The following is a 12,194-nucleotide window of genomic DNA, read 5'->3' as shown; positions in this document are numbered from 1 at the left end:
TCATATTTTTAAAGGGTATGTTTTAATTAATTTCATTCTCAAAAATTATTGTCATTTTAAAGAGTTTCTCTAGAAGATATTCTAATTAAAATGAATGCTTTTTGAATAATGTATTCATTTTCAGTCATTTAAATATTTTCAATATTAATTTAATTTTAACAAATAACCATCTAATATTAATTAAATGTAAATTATCGATAAAATTTATATTATTTTGTTGATTTTAATTCTAATTATGTTTTATATAATTGTTGAATTGGTAATTTAAAATCATTTTTCTTTCTTTTTTCATTAAATTTGGTAATATCCAAAAAGAATGAAGATGAAAAGAGCCAAGGAAATTTCTCAAAATTCAAATCCCAAAAACCAAGGACTTTATTTGCCCGAAACAGAATTCGATTCCTGCGGCGTTGGTTTTGTCGCTAATATTAAGGGTGTCAAAAGTTTCAAGATTGTCAGCGACGCCATTACGATGCTCGAAAATATGGAGCATCGGGGCGCAACCGGCTACGAAAGCAATACTGGCGACGGCGCCGGAATCCAAATTCAAATTCCACACGAGTTGCTCTACGATGAAGCGCTCAATTACGGAATCGACCTTCCGGAACCTGGTCATTATGGACTCGGAATGCTTTTTTTTCCACAGAACAATTTCATCAGACAGGAATGCAAAGAGATCATTGAGCAATCTGCTGAGAAGTTAGGTCTTAAGATCTTAGGTTATCGTCCGGTTCCTGTCAACAATTTGGATCTTGGTGATTTGGCGAAAAGTGTCGAACCTGTAATGGAAATGCTTTTTGTAGAACGTCCTTACGATACTGAAACGGAAAAAGATTTGGAAAGAAAACTCTTTGTTTTCAAGAATTATATTTCACATCAGATCATGAGTGTGACCAGCAATGATCCCATTGGTTTCTATGTCGCTTCGTTCTCGTGCAAAAAATTGATATATAAAGGACAATTGCGTTCTGTTCAGATCAGGAATTATTTCAAAGATCTCACGGATCCGCGACTTCGTTCCGCTTTTGGAATGGTGCATTCCCGTTTTGCCACAAACACAAATCCAACTTGGAGTTTGGCGCAACCTTTCCGTTTTTTAGCGCACAATGGCGAGATCAATACAATTGGTGGAAACCTCAATTGGCTTCGGTCCTCCGAAAAAACATTTGAAAGTCCCAATTTCACAGCGCAGGAAATGGATATGATCTTGCCGATCACAAAACCGGGACAATCCGATTCTTCTTATTTGGACAATATGGTGGAATTGCTTTATCATTCAGGGCAATCACTTCCACATACAATGATGATGTTGATTCCCGAAGCTTGGGATGGCCACGACCAGATGGATTCTTACAAAAAAGATTTCTACGAATTCCACGCCTGTATGATGGAACCATGGGATGGTCCGGCTTCCGTTTCATTTACCGATGGCGACATCATCGGTGCGACGCTTGACAGAAATGGACTTCGCCCTTCGCGATATTGTGTTACGTCGGATGACCGCGTGATTATGGCATCTGAGTCTGGCGCTTTGCCGGTCGACCCTCAAAAAGTCATCAAGCGAGGTCGTCTTCAGCCTGGAAAAATGTTCTTGGTTGATATGAAAAAGGGCGAAATCATTAGTGATGAAGAGCTGAAGAAAGAGATTTGTACTTCAAAACCATACCGAGATTGGTTGGATAAAATGAATATCAATATCAACGAATTACCAAGTCCGAAAATCCGTTTCAACAAATTGCAGTCAGAAGATATTTTCAAATATCAAAAAGCGTTTGGATATTCCAGAGAAGATTTGGATGTCATTATCAAAGAAATGGCGGAATTCGGAAAGGAACCAATTGGCTCTATGGGTTTCGATGCGCCCTTGGCCGTTTTGAGTGAAAAGCCACAACATCTCAGTTCTTATTTCAAACAATTATTTGCTCAGGTTACAAATCCGCCAATCGACCCAATTCGTGAAAAATTGGTAATGTCTCTCACGACGATAATCGGTGGGAGCGGAAATCTTTTGCAAGAGGATAAAAATTTTGCCCATTCTATAAAACTCGATAATCCAATTCTTAATAATGAACAACTAGAAAAACTTCGAAGTGTTGATACAGGGAAATTCCAGTCGAAAACGATTTATACTTATTTCAAGTCTGACGGAAAAGATGGAAATCTTAGAAAAGCGATTGACAGGATTTGCCGTTACGCAACAGATGCGGTAGACGACGGTTTTGAAGTGATTGTACTTTCCGACCGTTCGATGGATTCTGGTCACGCGACGATTCCTTCACTTTTGGCTTGTTCGGCTGTTCATCACCATTTGATTCGCAAAGGTGTTCGCAGAAAAGTCGGTTTGGTAATGGAAGTTGGTGATGTTTGGGAAGTTCATCATTTTGCGTCTTTGCTGGGATTCGGAGCTACGGCTATCAATCCTTATCTGGCTTTGGCAAGTATCAGAGAGATGTTTCGTAAGAATGAATTTGGTGAAGAAGCAGACCTAGACCAATTAAAATACAATTATAAAAAAGCAGTCGGCGATGGATTGTTGAAGATATTTTCCAAAATGGGAATTTCGACTTTGCAATCTTATCACGGTGCACAGATTTTCGAAATCATTGGGATTGATAAAACCGTTGTCAATACTTGCTTTACAGGCGCAATTTCCAGAATAAACGGTGTTGGTTTTGATGAAATCGCCAAAGAAGCTTTAGTTAAACATTTCAATGCGTTCGGAACAAAACTTCCGCAAAAAGTATTAGAACCAGGTGGGATTTATCAATGGAAACCGGAAAATGAATATCATCAGTTCAATCCACAATCTGTTCATCTTTTGCAACAGGCGACGTGGAATGACCGTTATGATTTATTCAAAAAATATTCCAGAACCGTTAATCAATTATCCGAGAAGGCTTCTTTATTAAGAGGTTTGATGGATTTTAAAAATGACCGAGAAGGGATTTCAATTGATGAAGTTGAACCTTTGGAAAATATTCTGAAACGTTTTGCAACGGGCGCAATGTCTTTCGGTTCGATTTCCTGGGAAGCACACACCACACTTGCGATTGCGATGAACAGAATCGGTGCGAAAAGCAATACAGGCGAAGGTGGCGAAGATGAAAATCGTTACACCATTAATGAAAATGGCGATGATATGCGTTCGGCAATCAAGCAGGTCGCTTCGGGAAGATTTGGAGTCACAGCAAGATATTTAGCGGAAGCCGAAGAGATTCAAATCAAAATGGCGCAAGGTGCAAAACCTGGCGAAGGTGGACAATTGCCAGGATTCAAGGTGGATGAATGGATTGGAAAAACCCGACATTCCACACCGGGCGTTGGATTAATTTCGCCACCACCGCATCACGATATTTATTCGATTGAGGATTTGGCACAATTGATTTTTGATTTAAAAAATGCCAATCGCCACGCAAGGATTTCGGTCAAATTGGTTTCAAAAGCTGGCGTCGGAACGATTGCTTCCGGTGTTGCAAAAGCGAAAGCTGACCATATCTTAATTTCCGGTTATGACGGCGGAACTGGCGCTTCTCCGTTAAGTTCGACGAGACATACAGGTTTGCCTTGGGAATTGGGATTGGCGGAAACGCAGCAGACTTTAATTAAAAATAAACTTCGCCAGCGCGTGACAGTTCAAGTTGATGGCCAGGTAAAAACTGGTCGAGATATTGTGATTGCGACTTTGCTTGGCGCGGAAGAATGGGGGATTTCCACCTCTGCGCTGATTGTTGAAGGTTGTATTCTGATGCGAAAATGTCATCTCAACACTTGTCCGGTCGGTATCGCCACTCAAAATGAAGAACTTCGCAAGAAGTTCAAAGGGAAACCAGAACATTTGGTCAGTTATTTCACTTTTTTGGCGATGGAAGTTAGAGAAATAATGGCGAGTTTAGGTTTTAAAACGATTGACGAAATGGTCGGGCAATCTCAATGTCTGACCACGAAAAAAGATATCTCATTCTGGAAACATAAAAATATTGACTTAAGTCCAATTCTTTTCAAGCCTGAAACTGATTTGCCAATCATTAAAGATGAAAATCAAGACCACGGTATCGATGATTCCCTTTCCTGGGAAATGTTGGAAGCTTCGAAGTTGGCAATCGAAGAAAATGGAACTGCGGAAGCTGATTTCCAAATTAAAAATACAGATAGAACCGTCGGAACAATTCTCTCGCACGAATTGACCAAAAAATATCATTCAGAAGGAATGCCCGACGATTCTTTGAAATTCAATTTTAAAGGAACAGCCGGACAAAGTTTCGGTGCGTTTTGTAATAAAGGAATCACGATGATTCTCGAAGGCGATGCCAATGATTATTTTGGTAAAGGAATTTCGGGAGCGAAGCTGGCGGTTTATCACGATAAGGAATCTGTCATCAAAGCTCACGAAAATAGCATCATCGGAAATGTCGCTTTGTATGGCGCAACTTCGGGCAAAATCTTTGTTTCGGGAATGGCAGGTGAACGTTTTGCAGTTCGGAATTCGGGTGCAACGGCTGTTGTGGAAGGCGTTGGCGACCACGGGTGCGAATATATGACTGGCGGAACAGTTTTGATACTTGGTGGCGTCGGAAGGAATTTCGGGGCGGGAATGAGTGGCGGAATTGCCTATGTTTGGGATATTGAAAGGTCTTTGGAAGAGAATTTCAATCCTGATATGGCAAACCTGGAAGAGATTACGGAAGACGATAAATTGATTATTAATGATTTGATTAAAGAACATTTCGAAATGACAAATAGTGAACTCGCTTCATATTTATTAAGTGACTTCGAAAATAATTTGAAACACATTATCAAAGTTTATCCTCGAGATTACAAAAAAGCGATTGAAAATAAAATAAATGAATTGAAATAATGGGAAAAGCAGACGGATTTTTATTATATGATAGAGAGTTGCCGAAAAAACTTCCTGTGGAAGAAAGGATTCAGCATTATAAAGAATTTTACAAACCGATTTCCGAAGATTATCTTCACAAACAATCGTCGCGCTGTATGAGTTGTGGAGTTCCGTTTTGCCAAAGTGGCTGTCCGCTGGGGAATATGATTCCGGAATTCAATGAAGCGGTTTATAAGGAGCAATGGGAAAAGGCTTATCAATTATTGATTTCAACCAACAATTTCCCTGAATTTACGGGAAGAATTTGTCCTGCACCTTGCGAAGGCGCTTGTGTTTTGGGAATCAATAGTTTGCCGGTTGCGATAGAAGAAGTGGAGAAAAATATCATCGAAATTGCCTTCGAAAAAGGTTTTGCGAAACCAATTATTCCAAAATTCAAAACAGATAAAAAAGTGGCAGTTGTTGGTTCTGGACCAGCTGGTTTAGCTTCGGCCTATCAATTAAATCAAATGGGACATCAAGTCACGGTTTTTGAACGTGACCCTGAAATTGGTGGCTTATTGAGGTTTGGAATTCCGGATTTTAAACTGGATAAAAATATCGTGGAACGCCGTGTTCAGTGGATGAAAGAAGAAGGAATTGAATTTAAAACGAATGTCAATGTCGGTGTCAACTATTCTGTGGAAGACCTCAATCGGAATTTTGATGCTGTTGTTTTGTCGTTGGGAAGTACGGTTCCGAGAGAATTGATGATTCCGAATCGTGATGCGAAAGGTGTCCATTTCGCGATGGATTATCTTTCTCAAAGCAACAAAAAAGTCAGTGGAATTTCATTTAATGAAAACGATATTGATGCAAAAGGGAAAAAAGTAGTTGTGATTGGCGGTGGAGATACGGGTTCGGATTGTATTGGAACTTCAAATCGTCAAGGTGCGGAAGTGGTTTATCAAATCTATTATAAACCAATGCAACCGACCGAACGTGATGCTACGATGCCTTGGCCGACAATGCCAATGACTTTGCACATCACGTCGTCTCACGAGGAAGGCGTTGATAGGAAATGGTCTGTCAATTCCAAAGAGTTTGTGAAAGATGAAAACGGAAATCTAACTGGAATCCGATTGGTAGAAGCAGAATGGACAAAAGATGCCGACGGAAAATGGAATCTCTATACGGAAAAACCAAACTCAGAATTTGTCATCGATTGCGATTTGGCTTTCATCGCGTTGGGTTACACGCACGTGGAGCACAAGGGTTTGGTGGAAGATTTGGATATCAACCTCGACCCGAAAGGAAATCTCATCGGAAATGATAAGGAATTCAAAACCAATCAGACGAAATATTTCTCTTGTGGCGATGCGAGAAAGGGGCAGAGTCTAGTGGTTTGGGCAATTGCTGAAGGGCGGAAATGTGCGCAGAAAGTGGATGAGTTTTTGAGTCAGGAAAACTGATTGTCAGCGTTAAAATTAAAATAGAAAGCGAGTCCAGATTCTGGACTCGCTTAATTTTTTGAAGTGGGTTAGATTATTTACCCATCGCCGCGTTGGTCATATCTTGCGACAGTTTGGTGTAATATTCTGTCCATAGTTTTTGGTCTTCCGGCGTCATTTTCGCCATCGCTGTTTGCGCTTTTGTTGCCCATTCTTGCGCTTTTGCGGTTAGCTCTTGGATTTTTGTAGCATCTTGCGCTTTACTTGCAGCCATCATATCTTTCACGTAAGTGTTGTACTCTTCAGCAAACTTTGTGATTGCAGGGTCGCTGAATTTCGGAAGGTCAGAGGATTCTACAACATTCTCTACTTTTTCAGCTGCTTCGGTTGTACCTACGGTTGCGGCCGGCTCGGTCGTTTTTACTTCTTCTTTCTTGCAAGAAGTCATTGAAAGTGCTGCGAAAGCACCTAATAAAAAGATTGCTTTTTTCATAAAAATTTTATTTTGTTTGTTTCGTAAATATATTATTTTTTTCAATATGCAATGTGAAAAATTTAAGTTTACTCTGTTTTTATTTGTTGTTTAAATAATTTATTTGATTAATAATTGTAAATAATAAAACGCTTGCTTTACTTTATTCTAAATAAAAAGAGATTATTGGCAGATTAGTGATTTAAATTGATGATTATGATTAAATTTCTTGTAATAAAAAATTGATATTAAAAGAATATACTTTAGATTTTCGTTTTCCAATTGACACTAATAATTTAAATTAATTCTCAAGCTTCCCTGTTAAAAACTTCTGCTTTCTGCCTCAATTTAATCCTTTCATATCTCGAAAAAAATCACGATATTTGTAAGCATTTTAACAAGATAATTTAACAAATTAAAAAGAAATATTCTCAAGCTAACTATTTGAAAGATTGAGTCTTATGTCTTTAATATAAAAAATATGAGTCAAAAAGAATATACAGCGAGTAGCATCCAGGCCCTGGAAGGAATGGAACACGTGAGGTTGAGACCATCAATGTACATCGGTGACGTTGGCGTGAGAGGTCTTCACCATTTGGTTTATGAAGTAGTGGACAACTCGATTGATGAGGCGCTGGCAGGCTATTGCGACACAATTAAAGTGACTATTCACGAAGGTGAAAGCATTTCTGTAAAAGATAACGGACGTGGGATTCCGGTTGATTTCCACGAGAAAGAACAGAAGTCTGCGCTTGAGGTGGTAATGACCAAAATCGGAGCTGGAGGTAAGTTTGACAAAGATTCTTACAAAGTTTCCGGTGGTCTTCACGGGGTTGGGGTTTCTTGTGTGAATGCACTTTCTACTTTGTTGGTGGCAACTGTTAGCCGTAACGGAAAACTGTATCAACAAAAATATTCTGAAGGAAAAGCGTTGGCGGATGTTGCCGAAATCGGAACTACGGAAGAAAGAGGAACCGAGGTTTTCTTCCAGCCGGACGGAACTATTTTCCAGGAATTGGTTTACAACTACGATACTTTGGCGAACAGACTTAGAGAGTTGTCTTTCCTTAACAAAGGGATTTCCATTACTTTGATTGATGAGAGACATCCAAACGAAGACGGAAGTTTCCAGTCAGAGATTTTCCATTCGGAAGGTGGTCTTAGAGAATTCGTAGAATACATCGATGGAAACCGCGAATCCATTATGGAGAACGTGATTTTTATGGAAAGCGAAAGAGAGGGGATTCCTGTGGAAGTGGCGATGCGTTACAACACGTCGTTTACAGAGAATTTGCACTCGTATGTTAATAATATCAATACCCACGAAGGTGGAACGCACTTGGCAGGTTTCAGAAGAGCATTGACAAGAACGCTTAAAAAATATGCGGATGACCTTGGGATTCCTGCAAAAGAAAAAGTGGAGATTACAGGCGACGATTTCCGTGAAGGATTGACTGCCGTGGTTTCTGTAAAAGTAATGGAACCTCAGTTCGAAGGTCAGACCAAAACCAAATTAGGTAACTCCGAAGTTTCCGGTGCGGTTGATAAAATCGTTGGCGAAATGCTAACTAATTTCCTTGAGGAAAATCCAAACGAAGCAAAAATCATCGTTCAGAAAGTTGTTTTGGCGGCGAAAGCAAGACAGGCAGCGAAGAAAGCGAGAGAAATGGTTCAGAGAAAATCACCAATGGGTGGTTCCGGATTGCCAGGGAAATTGTCGGATTGTTCTTCCAAAGACCCAGCTGAGTCAGAATTGTTCCTTGTCGAGGGAGATTCCGCAGGTGGAACAGCGAAACAAGGTCGTGACCGTCATTTCCAGGCGATTTTGCCTTTGAGAGGTAAGATTTTGAATGTTGAGAAATCGATGCTTCACAAAGTTTATGACAATGAGGAGATTAAAAATATCTATACAGCGCTTGGTGTTTCTGTAGGAACAGAGGAAGATTCCAAAGCTTTGAATATGAGTAAATTAAGATATCATAAAATCGTCATTATGACCGATGCGGATATCGATGGTTCTCACATCTCGACTTTGATTTTGACATTCTTTTTCCGTTTTATGAATGAGATGATTGAGAATGGATACATCTACATCGCTCAACCGCCTTTGTATCTTTTGAAAAAAGGAAATAAAAAAATCTATGCCTACAACGAGAAAGAGCGTGAACAATTCACTTTGGAATTGGCTCCGGACGGAAAAGGTGTTGAGGTGCAGCGTTATAAAGGTCTTGGGGAGATGAATCCTGAGCAACTTTGGGAAACAACTCTTAATCCTGAAAACAGAATCCTGAAACAAGTAACGATTGAAAATGCAGTAGAAGCAGATTCAACGTTCTCAATGTTGATGGGCGATGAGGTTCCACCAAGACGAGAATTTATAGAAAAGAACGCAGTCTACGCAAGAATAGACGTTTAAGTTATAATTTAAAACCTTCCAATTTTGGAAGGTTTTTTGTTATCATTCTAAAAATTAAATTTATGAAAAACTTAATCGCAATTTTATCTTTCGCAGTTCTACTTTCGTCCTGTAATAAAACAGAAAACACAAAAGTTTCCAACACGAAATCCGATAGCATTGAAACCAAAAAAGAATTCGCAATCGATTCCCTGAGAGTTCAGGATTCTGTACAAGTTGCAAAAACATTGACTTTATCCTTCGAAAAACAAATTTTATTATTCCCGGATATTACCAACAAAACACTGCTTGACAGTATTTACAAACCGGCCAATATCACTTCTCCAGAGTATTCTAAGCAAGCTTTGTCAGCCGTACTTGAGAAACTAAAAGCAGCATCTTTGAAAAAAGATGAATCACAGGATTTTATGCCAGAGTTCAAACAGACCTGGGAAGATATGTCCGCAATGAAACTGATTTCTAACAAAGACAATGTCTTGACTTTGCAATATGCAGGAAACGGATATTCTGGCGGCGCACACGGCTATTATTTCGAAAGTTACAAAGCTTTTGATTTGAAAAATTACAAAGTGATTTCACAAAACGATATTTTCAAAAATCCTACTGATGTCAATTGGAACAAGATTCTTCAAAATCATTTTGATGAGCCAGAGCAAAAAGAAATGTTGTTGGTTGATAAAATTGAACTAAATAATAACTTCTTTTTTGACCAGAATAAAATCACATTCGTTTACAACCAATACGAAATCACGGCTTATGCAGCTGGCGTAGTTTACATCACTTTAAATTTCAAAGACATCAAGGACCAACTGAAACCAGAGTTCATCCAACAATATAAAATCAAATAAAATGGGCAATCAAAATCTTAAGAATTATCGCAAGTTTTATCCGCTTCATCATTTTGTGATTTATCCGGCCGGTTTAGTTTTACTTGTTTTTTCACTTTACAGATTATGGAAAAACATCAATGTCAACGAGGAGTTTGTATGGATTTGGACTGCGATTTCTTTCGCTTCAATTTTGATAATTTTAATATCATATATGTTGAGGCAACATTATGCAGTTGGTCTGCAGGACAGGATTATCATCAATGAATTCAAACTTCGATATTTTACTTTGACAGGCACGAGACTTGAAAGTTTACCATATCAATTTTCTGATTCTCAAATTTTCGCACTCAGATTTTCAGAAGACGAAGATTTGGTTGAATTAATGAGCAAAGCAAGCGAAAACGATTGGTCCGCTTCCAAAATCAAAGAAAACATCAATCATTGGAAGTCCGACAATAGAAGGATTTAATAAAAATATTTTATCTAAATAGAATCTCAAAGCGGAGAGTGTTTGTAAAAATAACTAGCAAAGTTCCAGAGAAGGACCTCTCTTAGATTTACCTTAAAAAATAGAACCGCAGAGCGGAGAAACCATTGGTAGAAAAGAACCGAACAATATATGCAAAGCTCCAGAGGAGCGATCAATTTTTTAAATTAAAAATAAAATAACTCAACAAAATACTCTGAAATCCTCGGAGTATTTTTACTTTTGAACCTATGAACGTAGCCTTCATCATCAACCCATTTTCCGCAAAGAAAAACTACCAGCCTTTTTTGGACGAGCTTTCAAAAAAAGTGGAAAATCCTCTGTTTCTGGTTTCAAAATCCCTGGAAGATACAGATGCTTTCATTGATGAACATTGGAGTGAAGTTGATGTTTTTGTGGCTGTTGGTGGCGATGGAACGATTTCTACAGTGGCGAAGAAGCTCATTAATTCAGAAAAAATTCTGGCAGTTTTCCCTGCAGGTTCAGGAAACGGATTTTCCAACGAAACTAATTTTAGCAAAAATATCTCCTTATTATTAGATAAAATTAAAAATGAGAAATTCCGTGAAATCGATACGTTTACAGTGAACGAACATTTCTCTATCAACGTTTCAGGAACTGGTTTTGATGGAAAAGTCGTGAAGGAATTTGAAAAGACCAATCGCGGTTTCAAAAATTACATAAAAGTTTCCATCGAGACTTTTTTCAATTATAAACCAATCACGATTAGGTTTTTCGATTCCAAATTTCAATCCTATAACGGAACTTACTTAATGGTAAATGTCGCCAATACGCGCCAGTTCGGGAACAATGCCTACATTGCGCCAATGGCAAGCAAAAGTGATGGTTTGGTAGATTTGGTTTTGGTCAAAAAGTTTCCGCTTTATTATTCACCGTTTTTCGCGTATCGGATGTTCACAAAACGTTTGAAAGACGACGATTACGTTTCCTATCTTCCCGTTTCAGAAGTGGAATTTGAAGTCAACACCAAAAATTGGCACATCGACGGCGAATTCAAAAAGATAAAATCCCCGATTTCTATCAAGGTTTTGCCTAAGAGTTTGAGGATTTTGGTTTGAGAATTAATATAATTACTTAATTGCTCTCAATTATTTCTCTAAAATTTCTGCAAATCTATTTTCTATATTTTCTTTTATTGGATTAATCTTTAGTTCAATATTTTTAAAAGCTTTTGAAGCATTTCTCATCATTTATCTATCCGGTCTTTCTCCCATTTGTCTAAATGAATGTTGCTCATTATACAAATCGTATGCTTCTCTAACATCGCTCAAATAATTGTCAATTATTTTTTTTGTTTCAGTGTCAAAATAAAACCTGTTATTTATATAATGGGTTGTGAATTCAGAGTGTTTCTTTAAAAATATATCCTGTAGTATATTATCATTTTCCACAAAATTTTTGCCTTGTTCAAGCATTTTTAATGGATTCACATATCTGTGAAGTTCATTCAAAACCTCATTTATTAGTTTATATGTTACTTCCATTACAACAAGTCTCTTCTCGTGAAGTTTTGTGAATTTAAAATTTTCACGACTTTTTAAAGAATTTATTTCTGCTTGAAATTTTGAAAGTTCCATATTATTAGAGTTTTTAATATTCTCCAACTTTGAATCAAAACTACTTTTAACTCGTCCTTTTACCTTTTCGGTTAAATATAGAGTAAATAAACTTCCAAGTAGAGTTGGAAAGATTGAATAATTA

Annotated in this window: 8 protein-coding genes; 6 read left to right on the top strand and 2 right to left on the bottom strand. The window is 38.0% G+C overall.

The window, feature by feature from the left end; translation table 11 throughout:
- The first annotated feature begins 322 nt into the window (after nucleotides 1-322).
- Nucleotides 323-4,855, top strand: a complete 4,533-nt coding sequence (gene gltB / locus BMW39_RS10435) for a glutamate synthase large subunit (RefSeq protein WP_051879946.1) — start codon at nucleotides 323-325, stop codon at nucleotides 4,853-4,855.
- Nucleotides 4,855-6,288, top strand: coding sequence for a glutamate synthase subunit beta (locus tag BMW39_RS10430; RefSeq protein ID WP_034975162.1), 1,434 nt, complete (start codon nucleotides 4,855-4,857; stop codon nucleotides 6,286-6,288). Before gltB ends, BMW39_RS10430 begins: the two co-directional genes overlap by 1 nt.
- A 73-nt stretch (nucleotides 6,289-6,361) precedes the next feature.
- Here BMW39_RS10430 and BMW39_RS10425 read toward each other — a convergent pair whose 3' ends face one another.
- Nucleotides 6,362-6,760 (bottom strand): hypothetical protein, encoded by a 399-nt coding sequence (locus BMW39_RS10425; protein ID WP_034975161.1) that lies wholly within the window; start codon nucleotides 6,758-6,760, stop codon nucleotides 6,362-6,364.
- A 460-nt stretch (nucleotides 6,761-7,220) separates the two neighbouring features.
- Here BMW39_RS10425 and gyrB point away from each other — a divergent pair, with 460 nt between their 5' ends.
- The 4 genes from gyrB to BMW39_RS10405 all read left to right on the top strand — a co-directional run bounded on the left by gyrB (nucleotide 7,221) and on the right by BMW39_RS10405 (nucleotide 11,551).
- Nucleotides 7,221-9,155: a DNA topoisomerase (ATP-hydrolyzing) subunit B gene (gyrB, locus tag BMW39_RS10420; RefSeq protein ID WP_034975160.1), complete on the top strand. Its 1,935-nt coding sequence runs from the start codon at nucleotides 7,221-7,223 to the stop codon at nucleotides 9,153-9,155.
- Nucleotides 9,156-9,217: 62 nt separating this feature from the next.
- Nucleotides 9,218-10,003 (top strand): RsiV family protein, encoded by a 786-nt coding sequence (locus BMW39_RS10415; RefSeq protein ID WP_034975159.1) that lies wholly within the window; start codon nucleotides 9,218-9,220, stop codon nucleotides 10,001-10,003.
- 1 nt (nucleotide 10,004) lies between these two features.
- Nucleotides 10,005-10,454 carry a DUF6526 family protein gene (locus tag BMW39_RS10410; RefSeq protein ID WP_034975157.1) on the top strand — a complete coding sequence of 150 codons (450 nt, stop codon included), beginning with the start codon at nucleotides 10,005-10,007 and terminating at the stop codon, nucleotides 10,452-10,454.
- 248 nt (nucleotides 10,455-10,702) lie between these two features.
- Nucleotides 10,703-11,551, top strand: a complete 849-nt coding sequence (locus BMW39_RS10405; protein ID WP_034975155.1) for a diacylglycerol/lipid kinase family protein — start codon at nucleotides 10,703-10,705, stop codon at nucleotides 11,549-11,551.
- A 132-nt stretch (nucleotides 11,552-11,683) separates the two neighbouring features.
- Here BMW39_RS10405 and BMW39_RS10400 read toward each other — a convergent pair whose 3' ends face one another.
- Nucleotides 11,684-12,070, bottom strand: a complete 387-nt coding sequence (locus BMW39_RS10400; RefSeq protein ID WP_131474313.1) for a hypothetical protein — start codon at nucleotides 12,068-12,070, stop codon at nucleotides 11,684-11,686.
- Nucleotides 12,071-12,194 lie beyond the last annotated feature (124 nt).

The sequence above is a fragment of the Epilithonimonas lactis genome (assembly GCF_900110605.1).
GTDB lineage: Bacteria > Bacteroidota > Bacteroidia > Flavobacteriales > Weeksellaceae > Epilithonimonas > Epilithonimonas lactis.
This window is presented reverse-complemented; position numbering and strand designations above follow the sequence as displayed.

Bases quoted from the DNA above. Each gene is read 5' to 3' on its own strand.
- BMW39_RS10415 (WP_034975159.1), top strand. From the start codon at position 9,218: ATGAAAAACTTAATCGCAATTTTATCTTTCGCAGTTCTACTTTCGTCC.
- BMW39_RS10405 (WP_034975155.1), top strand. From the start codon at position 10,703: ATGAACGTAGCCTTCATCATCAACCCATTTTCCGCAAAGAAAAACTAC.
- gltB (WP_051879946.1), top strand. From the start codon at position 323: ATGAAAAGAGCCAAGGAAATTTCTCAAAATTCAAATCCCAAAAACCAA.
- BMW39_RS10410 (WP_034975157.1), top strand. From the start codon at position 10,005: ATGGGCAATCAAAATCTTAAGAATTATCGCAAGTTTTATCCGCTTCAT.
- BMW39_RS10425 (WP_034975161.1), bottom strand. From the start codon at position 6,760: ATGAAAAAAGCAATCTTTTTATTAGGTGCTTTCGCAGCACTTTCAATG.
- BMW39_RS10400 (WP_131474313.1), bottom strand. From the start codon at position 12,070: ATGGAACTTTCAAAATTTCAAGCAGAAATAAATTCTTTAAAAAGTCGT.
- BMW39_RS10430 (WP_034975162.1), top strand. From the start codon at position 4,855: ATGGGAAAAGCAGACGGATTTTTATTATATGATAGAGAGTTGCCGAAA.
- gyrB (WP_034975160.1), top strand. From the start codon at position 7,221: ATGAGTCAAAAAGAATATACAGCGAGTAGCATCCAGGCCCTGGAAGGA.